The sequence below is a fragment of the Enterobacter sp. PI-10 genome (assembly GCF_027947695.1).
Lineage (GTDB): Bacteria > Pseudomonadota > Gammaproteobacteria > Enterobacterales > Enterobacteriaceae > Enterobacter > Enterobacter vonholyi.
The window spans coordinates 183,167-207,291 of record NZ_JAJNOG010000007.1 but is presented as its reverse complement, the minus strand read 5'-3'; the positions used below and the strand labels follow the sequence as shown (position 1 = coordinate 207,291).

Below are 24,125 nucleotides of genomic sequence, written 5' to 3'. Positions count from 1 at the left end.
TTCCTTAACTGTAGAAACTCTGCGCCAGCGAGCTGACCAGCAGCTGCCAGCCGTCGACCAGCACAAAGAGCATGATCTTAAAGGGCAGGGCAATGGTCGCGGGCGGCACCATCATCATCCCGAGCGCCATCAGGACACTGGCGATCACCAGATCGATAATCAGGAACGGAATAAAAATGGTAAAGCCAATCTGGAACGCGGTTTTCAGCTCGCTGGTGACATAGGCGGGCAGCAGAATACGCATTGGCACCGCTTCCGGTCCCTGCAGCTCACCGGTGTTGGACAGGCGGGCGAAAAGGGCCAGGTCGGCTTCGCGCGTCTGGCGCAGCATAAATTCCCTCAGCGGCTGTGCGCCTTTATCGAGCGCCTCCTGCATGGAGATTTTGTCTTCGCTGAACGGCTGATAGGCGTCGGTATAAATCTTATCGATCACCGGCGACATAATGAAAAAGGTCAAAAACAGCGCCAGCCCGAGCAGAACCTGGTTTGGCGGAGCGGAAGGGGTGCCCAGCGCGTTTCGCAGCAGACCGAAAACGATGATGATGCGGGTGAAGCTGGTCATCATCAGCAGGATGGCCGGAATAAACGTCAGCGAGGTGATGAACACCAGCGTCTGAACGGGAAGTGACCAGCTTTGTCCGCCGCCCGCGAGAGGGGTTGAGACCAGACCGGGCAGCTGTGCATAGACCGCGGGAGCAAACAGGGCAACGCCCGCAAGCGTCAGGGATAACAAACGGCGCATCAGGATCTCCCGGAACGCTTAAGCAAACTCTTCATGACGGACTGAAAATCCGCAGGGGCCTCTGCGCGCTCGTCCACCACAACAGGGGCGGGCGGCAGCTTGTGTAATACGCTGATGTTTGAGGCCGTTACGCCCAGAACCAGACGCGCATCTTCCACCTCGACGATGACCACGCGTTCGCGTGGACCCAGGGTGGTGCTGGCGCTGACCTTCAGGCCGCGGGCACCGGCGGTTTTACCCGCCAGGCCAAAGCGTTTTGCCAGCCAGGCGGCGATAAGAATAAAGGCAATAATACTGAACAACGCCCCGCTCACCTGGAGCAGAGGTGAGCCGGGAACGGCAGAAGGCTGTGATATTGTTGCCTGGGTTTTCATGCTTAACGGCTCAGACGACGCATACGTTCAGACGGGGTAATGATGTCGGTGATGCGTACGCCGTATTTATCGGCAACCACTACGACTTCACCCTGGGCAATCAGATAGCCGTTGATCAGGATATCCAGCGGCTCACCGGCCAGACCGTCAAGGGCCACCACGGAACCCTGCGTCAGGCGCAGCAGCTCTTTAATGGTCATACGGGTGCGTCCCAGCTCAACGGTCAGCTTAACCGGGATGTCCATGATCAGGTCGATGTCCTGCAGCGTGCCGCTGACGTCACCGCCGCCGAGCTGCTGGAATACGGCATCCGCTGCGCTTTTGGCCGGGGTCGCTTTTTGCTCGTTTAACGCGTCAGCCCACAGATCGTCCAGTGCTCCGCTGTTTTCATCGGACGGATTGTTCATGTCACTCATTTGGGCTGTTCCTCATTCAGCGAATTCAAAATCGGGTTGATCAAGTGCTCAACGCGTAACGCATACTGACCGTTAATCGTGCCGTACTGGCTTGTCAGCACGGGGACACCATCCACATGGGCAATAATGCGGTCGGGTTTTTCTATCGGCAAAACATCGCCGGGTTGTAATTTCAGGATCTGAGATAACCGCAGCGGGATATCGGCGAAGCTCGCCACCAGTTCAAGCTGCGAATGCTGGACCTGGCGGACCAGGTTTTCACGCCAGTTCTGGTCTTCGTTGCGGGAGTTCTCCAGCGGCGGGTTAACCAGCAGCTCGCGCAGCGGTTCGATCATGCTGAACGGCAGGCAGATGTTGAACTCGCCGGTCAGGTTACCGATCTCAACGTGGAACGGCGTGTTAACAACGATATCGTTCGGGGAGGTGGTGATATTGGTAAATTTCACCTGCATCTCAGAACGGACGTACTCCACTTCCAGCGGGTTAATCGCTTTCCACGCGTCGCTGTATGATTCCAGCGCCAGCTTCAGCATGCGGTTAATAACGCGCTGTTCGGTGTGGGTGAATTCACGACCTTCTACTTTGGTCGGGAAACGCCCGTCGCCGCCGAACAGGTTATCCACCGCGATGAACACCAGGCTTGGCGAAAACACCACCAGACCGGTGCCGCGCAGCGGCTTCAGATGAATCAGGTTAAGGTTGGTTGGCACCGGCAGGTTGCGGGCAAACTCATGGTACGGCTGAATGCGGATCGCACCGACCGTAATATCCGGGCTACGACGCAGCAGGTTAAACAGCCCCATACGGAACTGACGTGCAAAACGTTCGTTAATGATCTCCAGCGCCTGCAGACGTTCACGTACCACGCGACGCTGGGTATTCGGGTCATAGGGACGAATATCGCTATCGCCGCCAATGCCCGGTTGCGGATCATCACTTTTATCGCTGTCGCCGTTGAGCAGCGCATCGATTTCTGCCTGAGAAAGAATACTGTCGCCCATGTCGTTACCGCAGAATGAATGCTGTATACAGAACGTCAGTGACTTCCTGCTTAGGTTGGCCGTTTACCAGCGGGGTCGCCAGCGTTTGTTTAATAGCGTCGACCAGCTTTTGCTTACCCACATCGGTGGCCAGCGCTGAAGCGTCCTGACGAGAGAACAGCAGCAACAGACGACTACGCACTTCAGGAAGGTAATCGTTCAGACGTGAACGGGTGGCTTCATCTTTCAGGCGCAGCGTAATGCCAACATAAAGCACGCGATCCGCATCACCGAGATTGACGGTGAAGGTATCCAGCGGGAAGAACACTGGAGCCGGCGGAGGAGGTGCTTCAGCTTTGGCCGCAGCGGTGGTCGGTTCCTGCTGCATACGCCAGTAACTATAGCCCGCGGTAGCGCAGGCGGCGAGCGTGATCAACACCAGCAGCGGGATCCAGATGGAACGCTTACTTTTTTTGGTGATAGCGGAGTCAGTCATCTGATACGAGCTTCCTGTTTCGGTACAGCTTAATAAGGTGATTATCCCGTGTCCTGCTGTCGTCAAAGCGTGGAAAAGACGGGGATAATCACGCTACCTCTGGCGTTTAGGCGAAGATGTCTACGGCACTGTTACCGCGCGCTGCGGACTGCAGGGCGGAAGGAACAGGCAGCAACTCATCGCTCTCTTCATTAAAACCGCCGGTATTGCCGGAACGCGAAGCCTGGTGCTGCTGCTGGGATGAGGACTGCTGCTGCCCGGCGAAGCTCTCGCTGCTGACGCTGCTCTGTGCAAGCTGAATGCCGTTTTCCGCCAGTGAGGTCCGCAGTACCGGCAGCGCGGCTTCCAGCGCCGCACGAACATGGCTGTGCGCAGAGACCATCTGCAGCTGGGCCTGGTTGTCATCCAGCTTAAGCGAAATTTGCACCTGACCCAGATCTTCCGGGTGCAGGCGCAGCTCTGCCGTCTGCTGGCCCTGCTTAGTGAACAGCGTGATGTGCTGGCTCAGAGACTGCTGCCACTCGTGGGTTCCCAGAGGCTGGCTTAACACCGGCGCGGTGGCAACGGTAGCGGCCGTCTGGCTGGTCGCATGGCTGGACATAATCGGTGCCAGGGTGGCCGTTGGTGATGATGAGGAGGACGAACTGGCGAGCTCCTGCTTCTCTGCTGCCGCGGCCATGGCCGGTGTAGCAGGCACGTTGCCCGACAGAGCGGGTTCGTTGGTTTTCGCCTGGCTCTGATAAGGCGTAGAACTCTGCGCTTTATCGTGGCTTCCCGCGGACGCGTTCAGGGACGGCTGGCCCACGCCGTTTTGCGAAAGCGTCGCGGAACTCAGCGTTGAGGTGGCGGAAACGCCCTCACTGCCTGCCGCGCGAGAAGCGGTAGTTTGCTGGTGAGGCAGCATCGCCATCAGCGCGCTTAATCCGGCCACTTCTTCTTCGCTCAGCTCGCTTTTACCGTCATCTTTGCTGTTCGCCGCATTCAGCGTCTTCAGCGCGTCGCCCTTAGACAGCGGCACCAGCCCGGAAACCAGCGTATCAAGCGACGTGACGGGCGACGTTTCATCGCCATTGAGCGCCGTCTGGCGCGAGAGCAGGTCGGCAATTTTGGCCTGCAGGGTGGTATCACCTTTTGCGTCCTGGGCCACTTTTGACAGTTTACTGCCGGCGGCTTTCAGGTCAGCCAGGGTCAGCGGCGCATCTTTGCCCTTGCCCGTTGCGTCCGACAGGGCGCCCGCCAGCAGAGAGAGAAAGTCCTGAGCACCGTCGGTGCCTTTCCCTGTTTGCGTGCCGCCTGACAGGTCGCTGTCGCTCATCAGCAGTTGTTGCAGTGTGATCATTCCGGTTTCCTCATTGATGCGCGCTGGGCAAACTCATCCATTTTCTTCTGATCCAGACGGTTTTCCGCCAGGGTCGTTGCCGCGATCTGTCGGTCCTGTAAAGTCTGCCAGGCCTGCAGCCGCTGCTTCTTCTCGCGCCAGAAATTCAGCGCGGTATCGACTTTCTGGGTCCACTGGTTAAGCTGCTGGCGATGCTGATCTATCGCCTTCTCCAGCGTCTGGATAAACTGCTGATAGTTAATCCAGCGCTGGCTTCCAATGCCCTGTGTCATATCGGTATTGAGGTTGGTGCGATATTCATGCTGATAGTCGATTAACATCTTCAACTGTTCTTCAGCCTGCTGGCACCCGCGTCGCATTGCGCCAAGCTGCAATGCGGCATCATCAACTTCTTTTTCAGCCAGATCTTTCAGCGTTGATAACGCGCTGTTTTGCGCCATGACCTTCGCCCTCCACCTGTGTTACACCTGCGGGAAAATCAGCTCCAGTGCCTGAATTGAATCTTCCCAGTCGGCGCGTTCAAAAATGCCTTGTTGCAAAAATGCTTCCAGCTGCGGCCACAGGCTAATCGCCTTGTCGAGCATCGGGTCGCTGCCTTTGGCATACGCCCCCACGCTGACCAGATCGCGGTTGCGCTGGAAGCTGGAAAGCAGTTGTTTGAAGTTACGCACGCGAGCGTAGTGCTTCTCGGTAATCAGCGCCGTCATTGCGCGGCTGATAGAGGCTTCAATATCTATCGCCGGATAGTGCCCGGCTTCGGCCAGACGACGCGACAGCACAATGTGACCGTCAAGGATCGCGCGCGCGGAGTCGGCAATCGGGTCCTGCTGATCATCGCCTTCCGTCAGAACCGTGTAGAACGCGGTGATGGAGCCGCCGCCGCTGATGCCGTTCCCCGCGCGTTCCACCAGCGCAGGAAGTTTGGCGAAGACCGAAGGCGGGTAGCCTTTGGTTGCCGGTGGCTCACCGATGGCCAGCGCGATTTCACGCTGCGCCATCGCGTAACGGGTCAGGGAATCCATGATCAGCAGCACGTGCTTGCCGCGGTCACGAAAATCTTCGGCGATGCGGGTGGCGTACGCGGCACCCTGCATACGCAGCAGCGGCGACACGTCCGCCGGCGCGGCGATTACCACCGAGCGGGCACGGCCTTCCGCACCCAGAATGTTTTCAATAAAGTCTTTTACTTCACGACCGCGTTCGCCAATCAGCCCCACGACGATCACATCGGCCTGGGTATAGCGCGCCATCATGCCGAGCAGAACGGATTTACCCACGCCAGACCCGGCGAACAGGCCCATACGTTGTCCACGTCCCACGGTGAGCAGGGCGTTAATCGGGCGCACGCCGGTGTCAAGCACATGCTCGATAGGGGTACGCTGCAGGGGGTTGAACGGTTGGGTGATCAGCGCACCGGTTTCGGTGGTGTCCGGGGAGGGCAGGCCGTCGAGCGGTTTACCGCTGCCGTCCAGCACGCGGCCCAGCAGGGCAGGGCCAAGCGGCAGCTGTTTCCCACTTTGCAGCCCATCGCCAGAAATGTTTTTGGCATAGACGCGCGCGCCGGGCAGAATGCCTTCCACCTCTTCAAGCGGCATCAGGAACAGGCGCTGGCCGTTAAACCCGACCACTTCGCTTTCAACTTCACGCGTTTCCAGACCATCCTGACGCTCAATCACGCAGGTCGCACCCAGCGGCAGCTGCAGGCCGGTGGCTTCGAGAACCAGCCCGGTGGCGCGCGTGAGTCGCCCATAACGACGAACAGATGGCAGTTGCGCCATCTTCGTCTCAAAGTTGTCGAGCGTGGTGAGCCAGCGGGTGAGGCGAGCGGTCATCAGACGACTCCCGGTGCCGCCAGGCGGCACAGTTCCTGCCAGCGGGTAGCAACGCTGGCATCCAGGTCGCCTTCATCGGCAGAGACTTTGCAGCCGCCGTGATGTAACGACGGGTCGCCGCGCAGACGCCAGCCGTGCAGGTTCAGCGTCGCGCCCAGGCTCTCTTCCACGCGCTGTAGATCGTCCGGATGGACGCGCAGCTGAGGTTTCCCGCTGAACAGCGGCTCCTGCTGAAGCAGACCCTGAATTTGTTTGATAAGTGCGGTGTTATCCACCACGGGCGTCTGGCCGATCACCTGACGCGCGGCTTCCAGCGCCATCTGCATCAGTCGTGAGGCAATCACGCTGTCCAGCGCGTCAAGAGTGTGCTGGAACTCGCTGACCAGCTGCTGCATGCGGGCATGGATCGGCGCCTGCTGCTGGCGCGCCTGATCGATACCATGCTCTAACCCTTTCGCCAGACCTTCCTGATATCCCTGCTCGTGGCCTTTCTGCCGGCCTTCGTTCAGACCGGCATTGTAACCCTGCTCGTGCGCCTGCATTTGCAGCTGAGCCAGCATTTGAGCTTGCTGCTCTTCTTCGCTCAGCTCGGGCTGCTCGACGTCCGGGTCAAGCTCCTCGGTCGGTATCACGGCTGGCGTGAACTCGGAGAGGGGAGGAGCCAGATCGTCCGGCGTCCAGCGTTTCCACGGCAGCTCATTAGACATAGGTGTCGTCTCCGCTGCCAATCACCATCTCGCCGGTTTCCGCCAGACGACGAACAATAAGCAGAATGGCTTTCTGTTCGTTTTCCACCTGAGACAGACGAACCGGGCCGCGGTTGGCAAGGTCGTCGCGCAGGATATCGGCCGCACGCTGAGACATGTTGCGCAGGAACTTCTCGCGCAGCGGCTGCTCGGCGCCTTTGAGGGCGATAAGCAGCGATTCGGAATCCACTTCCTGGAGCAGGCGCTGGATGCTGCGATCGTCCACTTCGACAAGGTTTTCGAACAGGAACATCTCGTCGATGATTTTCTGTGCCAGCTCGCCGTCGAATTCGCGAACCGCCGTAATGACGGCCTCTTCCTGCTGCGTTTTCATCAGGTTGATGATTTCCGCCGCCGTTCTCACGCCGCCCATTTTGCTGCGCTTGAGGTTCTGACCGTCGAGCAGGTTGTTCAGCACCTCGGTCAGCTCCGCCAGCGCGGCCGGCTGGACGCCGCCGAAGGTGGCGATACGCAGCATCACATCGTGACGCAGACGCTCTTCGAACAGCGCCAGAATATCGGCCGCCTGACCACGTTTGAGGTGGACAAGGATGGTGGCAATAATCTGCGGGTGCTCGTCGCGAATAAGGTCGGCGGCACTCTGCGGTTCCATAAAGTTGAGCGTTTCGATACCGCTGGCGGTATCGCGGGTTTCCAGAATGTCTTCCAGCAGGCTGGAGGCACGCTCTTCGCCCAGCGCCTTGACCAGCACGGAACGGAGGTAGTCGTTGGCGTTGACGTTCAGCGCGGCAAACTGTTCGGCTTCCTGTTCAAACTCTGCCAGCACTTCGGTCAGCTGCTTGTTGGAGATCTGACGCACGTTGGCCATGGCCGCACTGAGAATTTGCACTTCTCGCTGGGAGAGGTGTTTAAACACCTCTGCCGCACGATCTTCGCCAATGGTCATCAGCAGGATGACGCTTTTATCGGTGCCCGTAAGCGTATTACTCATGTTCGTTACCCATCCACTGGCGGATGACCAGCGCCACGACGCGCGGATCGTTATCTGACATTTCGCGAATGCGCTGGCTCATGACCTCAGCGCCCATGCGCTGGTTAGCACGACGCTGCTGCATCTGTTCATCTTTGCTGAGGCGCACTTCAACCGCTTCTTCCGTTTCCTGACGCGCATTCATCTGCTCGCGAGCCGCTTTTTCGGCTTCAGCACGGCGCTGGAGCTGCGGACGAACGCCCTTACGCCACAGCAGCCACGCGACAATCAGCACCAGCAGCCAGCGTCCTGCGGACATCAGCTGATCGATAAACGCCTGCTGTTGCCAGAACGGCAGTTCACCGCCGGTCTCATCAACCGAGTTGAACGGTGAGTTCACCACGTTGAGGGTATCGCCGCGCTTCTCGGAGTAACCCATCGCTTCGCGGGTCAGGTTTTCAATCTGCTTCATCTGCTCCGCCGTCAACGGCAACGGTTTGCCATCCGCCAGCGTTTTGTAGTTCACCACCACCGCAACAGAGAGACGCTGAATATCGCCCACGTTCAGTTTAGTGTGGCGAATCGTTCTATCCACTTCGTAGTTCGTGGTTTCATTACGGCTGGTGTTTCGTGGGCCGCTGTTATTCGTCGTAGAGGTGGTCTGCTGGTTATTCTGCTGACCGTTCTGCTGATTGGCCGGCGGCGTAGTGATCGGCGCCGCGTTAGCCGGGGCAGGCTGGTTAGACAGCGCGCCCGGCACGCCGCCCGGGTTTGCACCGCCAATCTGCTCGCTGGTATTGATCTGGCGCGAACGCATCACCGCCTGAGCCGCATCGCCGTTCGGGCTGTATTGTTCTTCAGTTTGTTCTTTATTCGCGAAGTCGATCTGCGCGGTAACCTGCGCGTGCACGTTGCTGTTGCCCACTACCGGGCCCAGGATCGCTTCGATACGACGCTGGAGACGGCTTTCGACATCGGCGGCATATTTCAGCTGTGCGTCATTCAGATCGCGACCGGCGGTATTGGATTGCGTCAGCAGGTGACCGCTCTGGTCAACCAGCGTCACGTTACCCGGCGGCAGACCGGCCACGGCGCTGGAGACGAGGTGCGTCACCGCGCTGATTTGCCCTTCGTCCAGCGCGCGGCCGGGTTCGAGGTTCACGGTAACGGAAGCCGAAGGTGATTTCTGTTCGCGGACAAATAAGGAAGGCTTAGGCATCGCCAGATGCACGCGGGCACTCTTCACCGGGCCTAATGTTTCAATGGTGCGGGCCAGTTCACCTTCCAGCGCACGCTGGTAGTTCACCTGCTCGCTGAACTGGCTGATACCGAATTTTTCCTGATCCAGCAGCTCAAAGCCCACCGCGCCGCCTTTCGGCAGCCCCTGCTGAGCCAGACGCAGACGCAGTTCGTGCACCTTATCTGCCGGTACCTCAAGCGCACCGCCATTATCGGCAAAGCGATAAGGGATGTTCATCTGGGTAAGCTGGGTGACGATGGCGCCGCCATCCTGATCGGAAAGATTGCTGTAGAGCGTCCGGTAATCAGGGCTTTTCGCCCACAGGACCATCGCTACAAGGATCGCAATTGCGGCAGCGCCTGCCACGATCAACGGGATTTTAGGATTCGCGCGAAGGCGGTTCATCCACTCGAGTGATTTATTCTGCGGCGCTGTCGATGCTGTTGCACTCATTGCGCACCTCTTAAATCCTGGTGGTTTACGTTATTCGTGTAGAGAAACAAAACTGACTCCCGGGTCGGCAAACACGACAAAAGTTCCATATTGATGGCCCTGCCATTATTTGATGATTCGTGATTTTCTATGCGTCAAATAACCTGGTTTTTTCATGCTATTTACCGCCATTATCTTATTGACAAGCTGTTAGTCTTGACCGCGTAAAAAACCATCCAGGGGAGAGTCATGGCTATACAGGGCATTGAAGGGGTAATCAGTCAGCTGCAGGCAACGGCAATGACGGCCCGTAATCAGAATGTGGCAGATCAGCAGCCGAGCATCAGCTTCGCAGGGCAACTGCATGCCGCTCTTGACCGTATCAGTGATACCCAGACCGCAGCGCGCACTCAGGCCGAAAAGTTCACCCTCGGCGAGCCGGGCGTGGCGTTGAATGATGTGATGACCGATTTGCAAAAAGCCTCGGTTTCCCTGCAGATGGGGATCCAGGTGCGTAATAAGCTGGTGTCGGCCTATCAGGAAGTGATGGGGATGCAGGTTTAGGTTAACTAACCTAATGATTTTTATAATTAATAACCGCCCCTACCCACGATGTGGGGCATGAGCGGGGCAAATCCTCTTCGTTTTGGTTCTGGACAGGTGCCTCATCGGTTCATTTGCCTTCCAGAACCGAACTCTCTGGTTCATATCTCGCGTTATGTTACGTCTTCATGATGGAGATATATGTTTCACCGGGACTGCCCTGATAAATTGTAACTCCTTTATTTTACAGGGATTGAAAAGTGAAAAGAGCGTTTCTGGTTTCTTCCGCAATTTTACTGGCAGGTTGTTCCGCTAAATACAGCACAAATAATATTCAGGAGCGTACAGAGCACCTGGTAAAAGATGTCTCGGTTGTAATTTCTCAGCCAATTGATGGCGTTTATGAGACTCACACATATTCAGGTTCTGGCAGAGCAACGGCCGACGCTGTAAAAGCGGCATTTTTACGGCATTCCGATAATGTTACTGTTTTTGCTGACTGTGATGATGTTACATGTCTGAAAGCTAACCATTCAATCAGCCGCGGATATTATGTGGTTCCGCAGATACTGCATTGGGAAGATCGCGCAACTGAGTGGTCTGGCATTCCTGACAAAATTGAAGTGAAAATCACTGTTTATAATGCTGAATCCAATAATCGGGTTGCATCGACCATTATCAACGGCAAAAGCAAGTGGGCTACCTTCGGTGGCGATCACCCGCAGGATTTGTTGCCGGAGCCGATAAACATGTTCGTCTCTAGCCTGTATTAGTAATCCTTCAGACTCCTTGCGAAACCCCATATAACAGGGGTTTTTGTCTGCACGTGGTAGACAGGAGCCTCAGGAGAGTGCGTGATAGTTATAGTTTAAGACCTGTCGATCTCCGCTGGCAGCCGCAGCGCTTTAATGCCACAATATTTTTTTCTTCGAATGCAGGAAAGATGATGAAAAAAATAGCAATTGCTGGCGCGCTGCTGGCACTGACCGGGTGCGTTCAGGTCGATAATTATAAAGACGTGATCAAGCACCCTGTCCCGGCGCAGCTGGCGGGATACTGGCAGTCGAAAGGGCCGCAGAGCAACATGGTCAGTCCGAAGGCGATTGCCACGCTGGTGGTGACGGAGGAGGGCGATACGCTGGACTGCCGTCAATGGCAGCGCGTGATTGCCGTGCCGGGTAAAATCATGCTGCGTTCAGACAGTTATTACAACGTGACGCGTAAGCTGGATATCTATCCGCTGGAGCGCGATGGCTCGACGCTTGAGTACGACGGGCTGGAGCTGCAGAAGGTCGATCGCCCAACGGTTGAGTGTGCCGATTACCTGAGCAAGAATCCGCTGGAGAGTAAGCTGCCCTAAGGGTAAAAGCAAAACGGCAACATCGTTGCCGTTTTTGGTGTTTGCGCCCTCTCCCTGTGGGAGAGGGACGGGGTGAGGGCATCAGGCCGCACGTTTCCCGTTCTACAGCGCTTCCTCTATTACCCACACGCTCACGCTTCCGCCTTTGCATGTAAACGTCCCTTCGCCATCCGCCGCCGTGGTGATGGTTTCTTCGCGATTGCCGAGAAAATCCCGCCACGTTTTGTTGCCATAGTTTTCCCCAAGACAAATCACTTTTTCACCGTCGTCCCCGTTCGACATCACCACCACGCAGCCGGGATCGTCTTCCGTGCCGCTGCGGCTGAAGGCGATGCAGTTTGGATGGTCGAAAAACAGCGTTTGCACGCCGTGGGCAAAACGCTGGCGCGCGAGGATCAGCTCGTGAAGCTGCTCAATGACCGGCATATCAATATGGTACGTTTCACCATCTCCTCCCGCGTCGTCATAGCTGGCGCCGAAGAGATCCGGATAAAAGACGCTCGGCACGCCATTTTCCCGCAGCAGGATCAGCGCGTAGGCCAGCGGCTTAAACCAGGCTTCGACCGGTGCTTCAAGCGCCTGCAAAGGCTGGGTATCATGGTTCGCGACGAGGGTGACCGCATGAAACGGATCGGCTTCTACCAGGGTGCCGGTGAAGATTTGGCTCATGTCGTAATCCCGACCCTGACGTGACGCCTCGTGGAATTTCATCTGCAGGGGGGCATCAAACAGCATGGTTTTGCCTGCGACCTGGTCAATATAGGCCTGAAGTTTATCTACCTCATGGGACCAGTACTCCGCCACGATAAACAGCGGCTGGTCGGCCACTTCCTGGACGTGCTCAATCCACTCTTTGTAAAACCAGGCGGGAATATGCTTGACGGCGTCCAGACGAAAACCGTCGCAGCCCGTCTGTTCCATGACCCAGCGGGCCCAGTATTTGATCTCCTCGGTCACGGCGTGATTGCGAAAGTCGATATTTTCGCCCATCAGATAATCGAAGTTACCCATCTCATCATCAACCTGATCGTTCCAGCCTTCGCCGGTGTAGTCGTTGACGATTTTAAAGATGCCGTCTTCATCGGGGTTTTCAATGTGGTCGACGCCGCTGAAGCATTTGTAGTCCCAGATAAACTGCGAATACTGCCCGGCGCGGGCAGGGAAGGTGTAGCGGGTCCAGGCTTCACACTCGATGACCTCGTCATCGATTTGCGTGCGGTCCTGCTCGTTCACGCGCTGAACGCGCACGGGCTCTTTTTCATCGGCGCCCATTTTGTGGTTGACCACCACGTCCAGCAGCACGGCAATGTCGTTGCTCTTGAGGGCATCAATGGCCTCCAGCAGCTGTGCTTTGTCGCCGTATTTCGTGGCGATACTGCCTTTCTGGTCAAACTCGCCAAGGTCGAACAGGTCATAGGTGTCATAGCCGACAGAATACCCGCCGGATGCCCCTTTACAGGCGGGCGGCAGCCAGATCATGTTGATGCCGATTTCGTTAAGATTGGGAGCTAACGCCGTGACCTCTCGCCACAATTCACCGCCAGCAGGGTAGTACCAGTGAAAACATTGTAACAGGGTGGGGTTTTTCATCATCCTTGCTCCAGAAGCCATTGGCAGACTTCTGGAGTATGGATGAAGAAATCATAGTTGTGTGTCGCGGGTCAAACTTTCTGGATAAAGAATATTCCCGGACAGCTTTCCATAGGTAGACGTGATGGATTGCTGTTTACCGGTTTGATCAATCAGATTACGCAGTTCGTCCATCCGGACTTTCAGCAGAGCCTTTAGCGCATTCTCATTTTCAAGGATCATTTCCAGCAGCGCACGCGCTTGCTCAACCTGAGCCGGAGGGCATGACATGATGGGTGTTTGCGAAATTTTTTCCACCAGTTGAACGTAATGCATTTCCTGCTCGATAAGCGCATCCCATTGACCAGAATGTGCGAGATTGAGCATAGCAATGCTCTGAGCATGTAACGCCTGCCAGTGGCTAAGCGCTGCGCTGGGATTATTCATCAAAATTATCCTGAAATAGAGGACGCATTGGGGCCGATTTGCTTCCACGCATCCGCAATGTTGTTTAATAAACCCTCGACTTCAACAATTGCGTCTACGTCGTTACTGACATTCGCCAGCAACAAACGTCGAACCATATATTCGTACAAGGAGGCAAGATTACCGGACAACTCGCTCTCAACCTCCATGTTCAGTCCTGCTTTTAAACCGTTGTCGATGATGTTGATGGCTTTCGTTAACGCTTCGCCTTTCTCACGAATTTGTCCGGCTTCCATGAACAAACGCGCGCGAACAAGGGCGCTATGCGCCCCGTCGAATAACATGACAATCAGCTGGTGTGGACTGGCATTCATGACTGCGCTTTCGACTCCTATCTGCTGATAGGATTGAACACCAGAGGTCTTATACATATCCACTCCTGAAGGCTACGACTACTTTTGTGAGAACTGTTGGGTCAGGTAGTTGGCTGTACTGGTCATTTTGGTGACTAATACGTCCAGACTGGTGAACTGGGTTTTGTAACGCGCCATGGTGGCATCAATAGTGGCTTCCATAGCATCGTAACGCTCACCCAGCGTTTTTAGCGTTTTGTTGATCCCGTCTTTCGCGTTCTGGATCACCCCGGCGCTGCCGGTACTGGTGCTGAGCATGGTGGTCAGCGTGTTGTTCATCTGGGTGGCCATACCGGTTTTCTTTCCGTCACCGACAAAATACTGCTGTACGGCGTTCGGGTTATCGGTCAGCGCTTTTTTCAGCTTATCGGTATCGACTTTCAGGTTACCGACGGTACCGTCAGAACCTTTTACCGGGTCCTGGGTAATTCCCAGCTGGGCCATGATCTGTACCGAGCCGCTCTGCACTTCGGTCAGCAGACCGCGCAGCTGAGACTGGATCCCGCGCACGTTCGCATCACCAACAAGTGCCCCGTTGCTGGCTGACTGGCTGCCGGAGCCAGCATCAACCGGAACATATTTCGTCAGGCTGTTAATGGTGGACTGCAGCGAGTTATACGCCGTGACCCAGTCCGTGATCGCTTTCTGGTTAGCATCCGTTGCGCGAGTCACCTCTAATGTTTCATCTGCCTTGCTTTCTGCTTTCAGCGAGAAAGTCACGCCAGGCAGGGCATCGGTAATGGTATTCGACTGGCGCTCGATGGAGATGTTGTTCACTACCACAATCGCGTTCTGCGCGTCGGTGTTCACCGTCAGCGCGCCCGTTTTGGTGGCGGAATCGTAGCCAATTGCGCTTTGCAGCTTGGCGTCGCCGGTGACGCTTACCGTCATCGCACCATCCGTACCGGTGGTTTTTGATGACAGCATCAGGCGGTAATCACCGTCTTTCGCTTTAATGACGCTGGCGGTGACGTTGCCGTTCGCTTTATTAATGGCGCTCGCGATCCCGGCCAGAGACGTATCGCCATCCGCCAGGGTGACCTCTAAAGGCGTTTTCGTGCCCGGCTGGGTGATGGTGATTTTACGCGTTGTACCTGTCGTATCGCCCAGCAGATCCGTGTTGTTTGCATAGGAGCCGGTAGTGAGTGCCTGTGCCTTGGCAACCTGGTTGACGTTTACAACAAAGGAACCTACAGATGCGTCAGCCGTTGTCGTGGCGGTAAAGGCCGTGTTGGTACTGCTAACGGACGTTGAGTTCCAGGTGGTTGCTTTACCCAGCGCAGCGGTCGCGGTCTGCAGCGATGTCATGGCGCTCTGCAGCTTGCCGTAAGCGCTTAACTGCGCGTTATACGTTGATTGCTGGGAAGTAATCGTCGTCAGCTTGGTTCTTTCTGCTGCATCCAACTGATTATATAAATCCCCGAGTCCTGCAGAACCTATCCCGAGGTTACTGATAGTAGCCATGCATATTTTCCTTAAAATACGAAAGTAGTTCAGGACTCTTATCGGCCTCTCAACGTAAAAGTTTACGATGCTGAGAAAAAAATAATCCAAAGAATAGACGCGTCCTGGCGGGGTAAATGAAAGGATTGCACTTTAGGATCATTATCTGCGCTTTGAAAACACGAATAAGTGTGTGCCTTTTTTGCATCTCTTTGCGCGTTAAAAAAGCATAAATAATAACGTTCTGTTGGGCCTTAATTGATCTTTTAAAAATAAATCTCTTAATAATCAGTTGGTTGTAATTTTTTCAAAATTGATTCTAAAGTCTTTTGGGGACCCGTCGATAACCTTGTTGACGGTGAGAGACGCTGTGAGTGTTAGGCACCGGACCTAAAACCCAATTTTTGAAGGAAAGAAAATTATGGCAGTTATCAATACTAACCTGTTGTCCCTGACCACTCAGAACAACCTGAACAAATCTCAGTCTTCTCTGGGCACTGCTATCGAGCGTCTGTCTTCCGGTCTGCGTATTAACAGCGCGAAAGACGATGCTGCTGGCCAGGCGATTGCAAACCGCATGACCGCTCAGATCAAAGGTATGAACCAGGCAGCACGTAACGCCAACGACGGTATCTCCATGGCGCAGACTGCTGAAGGCTCTCTGAACGAAATCAACAACAACCTGCAGCGCGTTCGTGAACTGGCTGTTCAGGCAAGCAACGGCACCAACAGCACCTCTGACCTGGCTTCTCTGCAGGATGAAGTTACCGCTCGTCTGGCTGAAATCAACCGCGTTGCGGGCAAAACTGACTTCAACGGCATCAAACTGCTGGACGGCACTGCTGGTACTGCTGGCGTAGTTAAAATTCAGGTTGGCGTTAACGACGGCGACACCATCGATCTGGACCTGAGCGGTGCTAAAGCTGACACCACCACTCTGGGCGTGAACGCTATCGACCTGAAAACTATGACCGCTACCGACCTGGGCACCATCGACGCAGCTATCGCTAAAGTTGATAAAGCACGTTCTGGCCTGGGTGCTGTGCAGAACCGTTTCACTTCTGCAATCAACAACCTGAACAACACTTCTAACAACCTGTCTGCTGCTCAGTCCCGTATCCAGGACGCTGACTACGCAACTGAAGTTTCCAACATGTCCCGCGCGCAGATCCTGCAGCAGGCTGGTACTTCTGTTCTGTCTCAGGCAAACCAGGTTCCACAGACCGTTCTGTCTCTGCTGCGTTAATTTTACGCGTGAAACCCCGCTTCGGCGGGGTTTTTTTATCTCTGCTATTTGAGAATCCGCCTGTGAAACAAATCAGTGTCACTCAACCAAAGCTGGTCGCAGATTTTTCATGTGTCGGTGGGGAATGCCGTGAACATTGTTGTCAGGGCTGGACCATCGCGTTTGATAAATCCTCCGTTAATCGCTATCTGAACAGTAAAAATGCCGCTATTCGTCAGACGGCGAAAACGGCGATAAAAGTCACCAAAAAAAACTATGACCACTGGGGTGAAGTGATTTTCCATACGGAAAGTAAAAACTGCCCGTTTATGGATACGGAAAAACTCTGTTCTGTTCATGGCGCCATGGGCGTCCAGGCCTTAAGCCCAACCTGTTCGACATTTCCACGGACAAGCCGGGTCTATAAAAATGAAATCGAAAAATCGCTGAACCTGTCGTGTCCGGAAGTGACCCGACTTCTGTTGAACGATCGGGAGTCTATGTCGTTGATGGAATCTGTCATTGTTCAGCAGGACGTCAATAATGCGCCGATGATTGATTTGAAGGCCAAGGTCATCAATCTCTTCTGCCAGAATATTTTCAGCGTTGAGGGCGTCAGCGTTGAAGAACAGGTTTACGCCGTAGTGAAATTCCTCATGGTGGCGGAAAAGCTCGATAATATCGCAGAGAATATCGGCACGCTCGAAACGGTCTATTTCTCACTGGTTAACGAACTGGTGAGCGGTAAAATCAAAACGGAATTAGGCGGCTTTAATCAGAACTATAGCCTGAAGTTCGCGTTAATTTCGCTCATCCAGAGCTACTTCACCAAGAAAGTAACAGCCCGCGGCGGTGCGGTATTAAACCGTTATTTTACCCAGCTTTATCAACAATTTGAGTCTGCGGGTGACACCGTGCCGGCAGAGAAGGTCATGGAAAACATCGAGTCCGTCTGGCGCGATGTGGCGGGCAGTTATCTGGCGACCAATGACCATTTATTCAAGAACTTTTTTAAATACAAACTGTGGGAGCAGGGCTTCCCGCAGAACAACGGCCGCAGCATGTTGAATAACCTTTATTTAATCGTTGCTGAGTTCTATTTCCTTAAAACGTTACTTGCCGGTCAGGCACTCGTGGCGGGGAAAATTGAACAAGATAATATCATTGATGTTATTTACAGCTTCCACTCCCTTAGCCAGCATAATCAGGAAGCGGGAAAGCTCTTTCATCAACATATAGATAGCGTCAAACTGGGCGACGATCTTTCATTGTTACAACTGTTAATTTAGGCAGAAATGTTGCCCCTGTTGTGGGCAACCTCAGAATAACCTCACTTTATCCCCCTTTTTCATCCAATTGAACGCCCTGCAGAATCGGATAATCATGCCGATAACTCAACTAACGCAGGGCTGTTTATCGTGAATTCACTCTATACCGCTGAAGGTGTAATGGATAAACACTCGCTGTGGCAGCGTTATGTCCCGCTGGTGCGTCACGAAGCATTGCGCCTCCAGGTGCGCTTGCCGGCGAGCGTGGAACTCGACGATCTGCTACAGGCGGGCGGTATCGGGTTATTGAATGCAGTTGACCGATACGACGCTCTGCAAGGAACGGCATTTACGACTTACGCAGTTCAGCGTATTCGTGGTGCGATGCTGGACGAGCTGCGCAGCCGCGACTGGGTGCCGCGCAGTGTTCGCCGCAACGCGCGCGAAGTGGCGCATGCGATGGGGCAGCTGGAACAGGAACTGGGACGTAACGCAACTGAAACCGAAGTGGCGGAACGTCTTGGCATTGCTGTTGAAGAGTATCGTCAGATGTTGCTCGATACCAATAATAGCCAACTCTTCTCTTATGATGAGTGGCGCGAAGAGCATGGCGATAGCATCGAGCTGGTGACGGACGAGCACCAGCAGGAGAACCCGTTACACCATTTAATGGAAGGGAATTTACGCCAGCGCGTCATGGAGGCTATTGAAGCTCTGCCTGAACGCGAACAGCTGGTATTGACCCTTTATTACCAGGAAGAGCTTAACCTCAAAGAGATTGGCGCTGTTCTGGAGGTGGGAGAGTCGCGGGTGAGCCAGCTGCACAGCCAGGCCATTAAACGCTTACGAACCAAGCTGGGTAAGTTATAGGTGATTGATTCACCTTAAAAATGCCGCACAACGTATTGACAACCAGGAGTTATCATGACGGTGCAGCAATCTAAAAGACGGCCTTTAAGCCGCTACCTGAAAGACTTTAAACACAGCCAGACGCATTGCGCCCACTGTAACAAGTTACTCGATCGTATCACGCTGGTTCGCCGGGGCGAAATCGTCAATAAGATTGCGATTTCGCGTCTCGACACGTTGATGGACGAAGCAGCATGGCTCGAAGAGCAAAAAGAGTGGGTGGCGCTTTGCCGTTTCTGTGGGGATCTCCACTGCAAAGAGCAAAGCGACTTCTTCGATATTATCGGCTTCAAACAGTTCCTGTTTGAACAAACGGAGATGAGCCACGGCACCGTTCGCGAATATGTCGTTCGCCTGCGCCGCCTTGGGCAACATCTGACCGTAAACAATATTTCTCGCGATCTGCTGAAAACCGGTTATCTGGATGAAAATCTGGAGCCGTGGCTGCCTGCGACCAGCACCAACAACTACCGAATTGCGCTGCGCAAGTATGCGCAATACAAGGTACAAATGCCGGGTGCCATAAAGCAGAAAGCCCACGCCGGAACAACTTCTGATATATATTAAAAAAGAATAAGATGTAGCGCAGTCGCCTTTGACGTTGCAGGCGATTTCTCTACACTACGTAAAAATTCCACTATATCGGGGTATTTATGAAATTTGCACTTCTGGGTCGTCAGGCGCTGATGGGTGTTATGGCCGTTGCGCTGGTTGCGGGCATGAGCGTGAAAACGTTCGCCGCAGAAAACCTGCTGAATAAAGTAAAAGAGCGCGGTACGCTGCTGGTCGGGCTGGAAGGAACCTATCCTCCGTTCAGCTTCCAGGGCGATGACGGTAAGCTGACCGGTTTTGAAGTGGAGTTTGCTGAAGAGCTGGCGAAGCACCTCGGCGTGAAAGCGTCCCTGAAACCGACCAAGTGGGACGGTATGCTGGCGTCGCTGGATTCCAAACGTATTGATGTGGTGATCAATCAGGTGACCATTTCTGACGAGCGTAAGAAGAAATATGACTTCTCTACGCCGTACACCGTGTCCGGTATTCAGGCGCTGGTGAAGAAAGGCAACGAAGGCGGAATTAAAACTGCCGCGGACCTGAAAGGGAAGAAAGTCGGTGTTGGTCTGGGTACTAACTATGAAGAGTGGCTGCGCCAGAACGTGCAGGGCGTGGATATCCGCACCTATGATGACGACCCGACGAAATACCAGGATCTGCGCGTGGGCCGTATCGACGCCATTCTGGTTGACCGCCTGGCCGCGCTGGATCTGGTGAAGAAAACCAACAATACCCTGGCGGTAGCGGGTGATGCGTTCTCTCGTCAGGAATCAGGCGTTGCCGTTCGTAAAGGTAACGAAGACCTGGTTAAAGCGATTGATTCCGCGATTGCTGACATGCAAAAAGACGGTAGCCTGAAAGCGCTCTCCGAGAAGTGGTTCGGTGCAGACGTCACGAAATAAATTTCTGCCGTAAAAAAAGGCGCTTTTAAAAGCGCCTTTTTTATTTCTTTCGCGTCTGCGTGCATAATGAAAAATATCACATTTTGTCAGAGTTACCGGAGAACCCATGTCACTACAGAATTTAACGCGCTTTCCCCGCCTGGAGTTCATCGGCGCGCCGACGCCGCTGGAGTACCTGCCGCGATTTTCTGATTATTTAGGGCGCGATATTTTTATTAAGCGTGATGACGTGACGCCGATGGCGATGGGGGGCAACAAGCTGCGCAAGCTGGAGTTTCTGGCTGCTGACGCCCTGCGCGAAGGCGCGGATACGCTCATTACTGCCGGGGCCATCCAGTCCAACCACGTTCGCCAGACGGCGGCCGTGGCGGCAAAGCTTGGGCTCCACTGCGTGGCGTTGCTGGAAAACCCGATTGGCACGCGGGCAGAAAACTATCTCACCAACGGTAACCGTCTGCTGCTGGATCTGTTTAATGTGCAGGTAGAAATGGTGGATGCGTTGACCGATCCGGCCGCCCAGCTCGACGAGCTGGCGACGCGTCTGGAAGCGCAGGGGTTCCGCCCCTACGTTATTCCTGTCGGCGGTTCGAACGCGCTGGGCGCGCTGGGGTATGTGGAAAGTGCGCTGGAAATTGCGCAGCAGTGCGAGGGCGCAGTGAGCCTCTCCTCCGTGGTTGTCGCGTCCGGAAGCGCGGGCACGCATGCCGGGCTGGCGGTGGGGCTCGAACAACTGCTGCCGGACGTCGAGCTTATCGGGGTGACGGTGTCCCGCAGCGTAGCGGATCAGAAGCCAAAAGTGGTTACGTTACAGCAGGCGGTCGCAGAGCAGCTGGAGCTGAAGGCAAAGGCCGATATTCTGCTCTGGGATGACTATTTTGCGCCGGGTTACGGTACGCCTAACGAAGAGGGCATGGAAGCGGTGAAGCTGCTGGCGCGCCTCGAGGGGATATTGCTCGATCCGGTCTATACCGGCAAAGCGATGGCCGGACTGATTGACGGCATTGCGCAGAAACGCTTTAAGGATGAAGGGCCGATTTTATTTGTCCATACCGGCGGGGCGCCTGCGCTGTTTGCCTACCATCCTCATGTCTAAAAATCAGGTCGAAAAATAATAATGCAAGAAAGTATTCAACTGGTTATTGATTCTCTGCCGTTTCTGCTGAAAGGTGCGGTATTTACGTTACAGCTCAGTATCGGCGGGATGTTCTTTGGGCTGGTTCTGGGATTTGTGCTGGCCTTAATGCGCATGTCGCCCATCCTGCCGGTGCGCTGGCTGGCGCGTTTTTATATCTCCGTGTTTCGCGGTACGCCGCTTATCGCCCAGCTCTTTATGATCTACTACGGCTTGCCGCAGTTTGGTATCGAGCTGGATCCGATTCCGGCAGCGATGATTGGTCTGTCGCTCAATACCGCGGCGTACACCTCTGAAACTCTGCGTGCGGCCATCTCCTCCATTGACAAAGGACAGTGGGAAGCGGCGGCCAGTATCGGGATGACGCCATGGCAGACGCTGCGCCGGGCCATTCTGCCTCAGGCGGCGCGCGTAGCGCTACCGCCGCTCAGCAACAGCTTTATTAGCCTGGTGAAAGATACTTCCCTGGCAGCAACGATTCAGGTTCCGGAACTTTTCCGTCAGGCACAGCTTATTACTTCGCGCACGCTTGAAGTCTTTACCATGTATCTGGCCGCCTCGCTAATTTACTGGGTGATGGCGACGGTACTGTCTGCTCTGCAAAACTACTTCGAAAACCAGCTTAACCGCCAGGAGCGTGATCCAAAATGAGTGCTATCGACGTCAAAAACCTGGTGAAAAAATTCCACGGTCAAACGGTGCTCCACGGGATCGATCTGGAAGTAGAGCAGGGAGAAGTGGTGGCGATTATCGGACCGAGCGGTTCGGGAAAGACGACGCTGCTGCGCAGCATTAACCTGCTTGAACAGCCGGAAGGCGGCACCATCCGGGTAGGCGAGATAACGATTGATACAGGGAAATCAATCAGCCAGCAGAAAGGTTTAATTCGCCGCCTGCGCCAGCATGTCGGTTTCGTTTTCCAGAACTTTAATCTCTTCCCGCACCGTACGGTGCTGGAGAACATTATCGAAGGGCCGGTTATCGTTAAAGGTGAGCCAAAAGAGGAAGCGACGGCGCGCGCGCGCGAACTGCTCGCCAAAGTCGGGCTGGCGGGGAAAGAGACCAGCTATCCGCGCCGTCTGTCGGGCGGCCAACAGCAGCGCGTGGCGATAGCGCGCGCGCTGGCGATGCGTCCTGACGTGATCCTGTTTGATGAACCGACCTCCGCGCTCGATCCTGAACTGGTGGGTGAAGTGCTGAACACCATTCGCCAGCTGGCGCAGGAAAAAAGGACGATGGTGATCGTAACGCATGAAATGAGCTTTGCACGCGATGTTGCTGACAGAGCCATCTTCATGGATCAGGGTCGGATTGTTGAGCAGGGGCCGGCGAAAAGTCTGTTCGCCAATCCTCAACAGCCGCGAACCCGTCAGTTCCTTGAAAAATTCCTTATGCAGTAGCATTTATGCACTAATTTGCTCCAGAAATTTAGGCTGGAGCAAATTATTCTCCCTACGGGCGCCGTCCTTTGATTTTTTATTCCGCCCAGCTCGGATAAACCTTATCAATAGTAAAGTTAATTGTGCTATTGCCGATATTTTGTAGTTAGAAAAAAGTTTTATGTGTTAGGTTATATTCACCATAATAATGATTATCTTTTCAGAGGCTTCATTTAGTAGGTATGAAGGATTCAGACTTTTTCAACTGGCGACGGGACTGCTCACTCCGGTTTCAGCAATTGACGAGTACCGATGAGGTATATCAGGAGCTAGAGCGGCAAACTCAGGCGCTGGAATTCGATTATTACGCGCTCTGCGTGCGGCATCCCGTGCCCTTTACGCGCCCTAAAATCTCTTTGCAGACTACTTATCCAAAGCCGTGGATGGCGCAATATCATTCCGCGAACTATTTCGCTATCGATCCGGTTTTAAAAGCAGAAAATTTCATCCAGGGTCATCTACCCTGGACAGACGCATTATTTGCCGAGGCGCAGGAATTATGGCATAGCGCCCAGGACCACGGTTTACGCGCGGGAATAACGCAGTGCCTGATGCTGCCTAACCACGCGCTTGGCTTCCTGTCAGTATCTCGTACGAGTCTTAAGGAAGGGCCATTTGCCCGTGAGGAAATAGAACTGCGGTTGCAAATGCTGGTGCAAATGGCTTTAACGTCTCTGACGCGTTTTGAAGATGAGATGGTCATGCCGCCAGAAATGAAATTCAGTAAACGCGAGCGCGAAATTCTGAAATGGACTGCGGAAGGGAAGACGTCAGCGGAAATAGCGATCATTCTCTCTATCTCAGAGAATACCGTTAACTTCCATCAGAAAAATATGCAGAAGAAATTCAATGCGCCTAACAAAACCCAGATTGCGTGTTACGCGGCGGCAACGGGGCTGATCTGACAGGATAATACGTTCTGCGTGACAGACGAGGGAACGGCTGAATGCACTGCATCCAGCCGTTTTTTGTTACTGGCGGTAGGCTTGTTTGATTTGCTTAACGGTGTTAGCAAATACCGCAGATTCAGCCTGGTCTTCCATCTCCGCGATTTGTTTTTCCATTTTAATGATCACACGACCGGCATCAGCTTGGCCCATCGCCTGCAGCATCAACGTTAGCAATGCTTTCAGGCAGTTTACTTCCTGTGCCAGTTCCTGGTTATTCTCCGCAGTGGCAAATTCAGGTGTGCTCATTTATTTTCCTCATTATTAAACGGCGCTTAAGCGCGACGACGAAAGTCAAGGCGGCGGAGTATACCACAAGCTGAAGCAAAAAATGCAGTGGTTGTTTTTTGTACTTTTACGTGGAGGTTTAATTGCGTAAACAGAACGTACCGGTAAACTTAACCGCCGTTAAAGGCTATTAATTGTTTATGCCCGGTTCGCTTGCCGTTAATTATTGTTACAAAAATTT

At 54.3% G+C, this 24,125-nt stretch carries 29 protein-coding genes; 12 read left to right on the top strand and 17 right to left on the bottom strand.

Features of this window, described 5'->3' with window-relative positions:
* Nucleotides 1-4: 4 nt before the first annotated feature.
* The 11 genes from fliP to fliF form a co-directional block, all read right to left on the bottom strand.
* Nucleotides 5-742 carry a flagellar type III secretion system pore protein FliP gene (gene fliP / locus LRM19_RS16155; RefSeq protein ID WP_023619313.1) on the bottom strand — a complete coding sequence of 246 codons (738 nt, stop codon included), beginning with the start codon at nt 740-742 and terminating at the stop codon, nt 5-7.
* On the bottom strand, nt 742-1,116 hold the full coding sequence (gene fliO / locus LRM19_RS16150) for a flagellar biosynthetic protein FliO (RefSeq protein ID WP_271369443.1): 375 nt from the start codon (nt 1,114-1,116) through the stop codon (nt 742-744). The genes fliP and fliO overlap by 1 nt, the downstream gene beginning before the upstream one ends.
* 2 nt (nt 1,117-1,118) lie before the next feature.
* Nucleotides 1,119-1,532 (bottom strand): flagellar motor switch protein FliN, encoded by a 414-nt coding sequence (gene fliN, locus LRM19_RS16145; RefSeq protein ID WP_008500318.1) that lies wholly within the window; start codon nt 1,530-1,532, stop codon nt 1,119-1,121.
* Nucleotides 1,529-2,533, bottom strand: a complete 1,005-nt coding sequence (gene fliM / locus LRM19_RS16140) for a flagellar motor switch protein FliM (RefSeq protein WP_008500320.1) — start codon at nt 2,531-2,533, stop codon at nt 1,529-1,531. Before fliM ends, fliN begins: the two co-directional genes overlap by 4 nt.
* A gap of 4 nt (nt 2,534-2,537) precedes the next feature.
* Nucleotides 2,538-3,008, bottom strand: a complete 471-nt coding sequence (fliL, locus tag LRM19_RS16135) for a flagellar basal body-associated protein FliL (protein ID WP_023312306.1) — start codon at nt 3,006-3,008, stop codon at nt 2,538-2,540.
* Between the two features lie 106 nt (nt 3,009-3,114).
* Nucleotides 3,115-4,347 (bottom strand): flagellar hook length control protein FliK, encoded by a 1,233-nt coding sequence (gene fliK, locus LRM19_RS16130; RefSeq protein ID WP_271369442.1) that lies wholly within the window; start codon nt 4,345-4,347, stop codon nt 3,115-3,117.
* Entirely contained in the window at nt 4,344-4,787 is a 444-nt protein-coding gene (fliJ, locus tag LRM19_RS16125; RefSeq protein WP_023312304.1) for a flagellar export protein FliJ, read from the bottom strand. The genes fliK and fliJ overlap by 4 nt, the downstream gene beginning before the upstream one ends.
* A 21-nt stretch (nt 4,788-4,808) precedes the next feature.
* Nucleotides 4,809-6,179 (bottom strand): flagellar protein export ATPase FliI, encoded by a 1,371-nt coding sequence (gene fliI, locus LRM19_RS16120; RefSeq protein ID WP_023336182.1) that lies wholly within the window; start codon nt 6,177-6,179, stop codon nt 4,809-4,811.
* Nucleotides 6,179-6,886 carry a flagellar assembly protein FliH gene (gene fliH / locus LRM19_RS16115; protein ID WP_111964865.1) on the bottom strand — a complete coding sequence of 236 codons (708 nt, stop codon included), beginning with the start codon at nt 6,884-6,886 and terminating at the stop codon, nt 6,179-6,181. Before fliH ends, fliI begins: the two co-directional genes overlap by 1 nt.
* Nucleotides 6,879-7,877, bottom strand: a complete 999-nt coding sequence (gene fliG, locus LRM19_RS16110) for a flagellar motor switch protein FliG (RefSeq protein ID WP_059346984.1) — start codon at nt 7,875-7,877, stop codon at nt 6,879-6,881. Before fliG ends, fliH begins: the two co-directional genes overlap by 8 nt.
* Nucleotides 7,870-9,549, bottom strand: a complete 1,680-nt coding sequence (gene fliF / locus LRM19_RS16105; RefSeq protein ID WP_271369441.1) for a flagellar basal-body MS-ring/collar protein FliF — start codon at nt 9,547-9,549, stop codon at nt 7,870-7,872. Before fliF ends, fliG begins: the two co-directional genes overlap by 8 nt.
* Nucleotides 9,550-9,777: 228 nt before the next feature.
* Between fliF and fliE the strand changes: the two genes are divergently transcribed.
* The 3 genes from fliE to yedD all read left to right on the top strand — a co-directional run bounded on the left by fliE (nt 9,778) and on the right by yedD (nt 11,431).
* On the top strand, nt 9,778-10,092 hold the full coding sequence (fliE, locus tag LRM19_RS16100) for a flagellar hook-basal body complex protein FliE (RefSeq protein WP_008500329.1): 315 nt from the start codon (nt 9,778-9,780) through the stop codon (nt 10,090-10,092).
* Nucleotides 10,093-10,331: 239 nt separating this feature from the next.
* Nucleotides 10,332-10,844 (top strand): DUF4823 domain-containing protein, encoded by a 513-nt coding sequence (locus LRM19_RS16095; protein ID WP_271369440.1) that lies wholly within the window; start codon nt 10,332-10,334, stop codon nt 10,842-10,844.
* 173 nt (nt 10,845-11,017) lie between these two features.
* Nucleotides 11,018-11,431: a lipoprotein YedD gene (gene yedD, locus LRM19_RS16090; RefSeq protein WP_115875725.1), complete on the top strand. Its 414-nt coding sequence runs from the start codon at nt 11,018-11,020 to the stop codon at nt 11,429-11,431.
* 102 nt (nt 11,432-11,533) lie between these two features.
* Here yedD and amyA read toward each other — a convergent pair whose 3' ends face one another.
* The 4 genes from amyA to fliD are packed head-to-tail and all read right to left on the bottom strand — an operon-like array spanning nt 11,534 to nt 15,303.
* Nucleotides 11,534-13,021, bottom strand: coding sequence for an alpha-amylase (amyA, locus tag LRM19_RS16085; protein WP_271369463.1), 1,488 nt, complete (start codon nt 13,019-13,021; stop codon nt 11,534-11,536).
* A 51-nt stretch (nt 13,022-13,072) separates the two neighbouring features.
* Complete coding sequence (gene fliT / locus LRM19_RS16080; protein ID WP_033145899.1) at nt 13,073-13,447, bottom strand: flagella biosynthesis regulatory protein FliT; 375 nt, start codon at nt 13,445-13,447, stop codon at nt 13,073-13,075.
* A 5-nt stretch (nt 13,448-13,452) separates the two neighbouring features.
* Nucleotides 13,453-13,857 carry a flagellar export chaperone FliS gene (gene fliS / locus LRM19_RS16075; protein WP_033145898.1) on the bottom strand — a complete coding sequence of 135 codons (405 nt, stop codon included), beginning with the start codon at nt 13,855-13,857 and terminating at the stop codon, nt 13,453-13,455.
* 21 nt (nt 13,858-13,878) lie between these two features.
* Nucleotides 13,879-15,303, bottom strand: coding sequence for a flagellar filament capping protein FliD (gene fliD / locus LRM19_RS16070; RefSeq protein ID WP_271369439.1), 1,425 nt, complete (start codon nt 15,301-15,303; stop codon nt 13,879-13,881).
* Between the two features lie 400 nt (nt 15,304-15,703).
* Here fliD and LRM19_RS16065 point away from each other — a divergent pair, with 400 nt between their 5' ends.
* The 9 genes from LRM19_RS16065 (at nt 15,704) to sdiA (ending at nt 23,614) form a co-directional block, all read left to right on the top strand.
* On the top strand, nt 15,704-16,528 hold the full coding sequence (locus LRM19_RS16065; protein ID WP_111964862.1) for a flagellin N-terminal helical domain-containing protein: 825 nt from the start codon (nt 15,704-15,706) through the stop codon (nt 16,526-16,528).
* 62 nt (nt 16,529-16,590) lie between these two features.
* Nucleotides 16,591-17,796 carry a flagellin lysine-N-methylase gene (gene fliB, locus LRM19_RS16060; RefSeq protein ID WP_271369438.1) on the top strand — a complete coding sequence of 402 codons (1,206 nt, stop codon included), beginning with the start codon at nt 16,591-16,593 and terminating at the stop codon, nt 17,794-17,796.
* A gap of 129 nt (nt 17,797-17,925) precedes the next feature.
* Nucleotides 17,926-18,645 carry an RNA polymerase sigma factor FliA gene (locus LRM19_RS16055; RefSeq protein ID WP_014170714.1) on the top strand — a complete coding sequence of 240 codons (720 nt, stop codon included), beginning with the start codon at nt 17,926-17,928 and terminating at the stop codon, nt 18,643-18,645.
* A gap of 54 nt (nt 18,646-18,699) precedes the next feature.
* Nucleotides 18,700-19,251 carry a flagella biosynthesis regulatory protein FliZ gene (gene fliZ, locus LRM19_RS16050; RefSeq protein WP_008500339.1) on the top strand — a complete coding sequence of 184 codons (552 nt, stop codon included), beginning with the start codon at nt 18,700-18,702 and terminating at the stop codon, nt 19,249-19,251.
* An 86-nt stretch (nt 19,252-19,337) separates the two neighbouring features.
* Nucleotides 19,338-20,138, top strand: coding sequence for a cystine ABC transporter substrate-binding protein (gene tcyJ / locus LRM19_RS16045; protein WP_023336163.1), 801 nt, complete (start codon nt 19,338-19,340; stop codon nt 20,136-20,138).
* Between the two features lie 106 nt (nt 20,139-20,244).
* Nucleotides 20,245-21,231 carry a D-cysteine desulfhydrase gene (gene dcyD / locus LRM19_RS16040; protein WP_111964859.1) on the top strand — a complete coding sequence of 329 codons (987 nt, stop codon included), beginning with the start codon at nt 20,245-20,247 and terminating at the stop codon, nt 21,229-21,231.
* Nucleotides 21,232-21,252: 21 nt separating this feature from the next.
* A complete protein-coding gene (gene tcyL, locus LRM19_RS16035; RefSeq protein WP_028013677.1) occupies nt 21,253-21,921 on the top strand; it encodes a cystine ABC transporter permease in 669 nt (222 codons plus the stop codon).
* Nucleotides 21,918-22,670, top strand: a complete 753-nt coding sequence (tcyN, locus tag LRM19_RS16030; protein ID WP_008500343.1) for an L-cystine ABC transporter ATP-binding protein TcyN — start codon at nt 21,918-21,920, stop codon at nt 22,668-22,670. The genes tcyL and tcyN overlap by 4 nt, the downstream gene beginning before the upstream one ends.
* 221 nt (nt 22,671-22,891) lie before the next feature.
* The gene (gene sdiA / locus LRM19_RS16025) at nt 22,892-23,614 is read left to right on the top strand and encodes a transcriptional regulator SdiA (protein ID WP_127731506.1); all 723 of its coding nucleotides are present in this window, start codon (nt 22,892-22,894) and stop codon (nt 23,612-23,614) included.
* A gap of 66 nt (nt 23,615-23,680) precedes the next feature.
* Here the strand turns inward: sdiA and LRM19_RS16020 are convergent, their stop codons facing one another.
* Together LRM19_RS16020 and LRM19_RS21235 are read right to left on the bottom strand one after the other, a co-directional pair.
* On the bottom strand, nt 23,681-23,905 hold the full coding sequence (locus tag LRM19_RS16020) for a DUF2594 family protein (protein ID WP_008500345.1): 225 nt from the start codon (nt 23,903-23,905) through the stop codon (nt 23,681-23,683).
* Nucleotides 23,892-23,972, bottom strand: coding sequence for a hypothetical protein (locus LRM19_RS21235; RefSeq protein WP_432442649.1), 81 nt, complete (start codon nt 23,970-23,972; stop codon nt 23,892-23,894). Before LRM19_RS21235 ends, LRM19_RS16020 begins: the two co-directional genes overlap by 14 nt.
* Between the last annotated feature and the right edge of the window lie 153 nt (nt 23,973-24,125).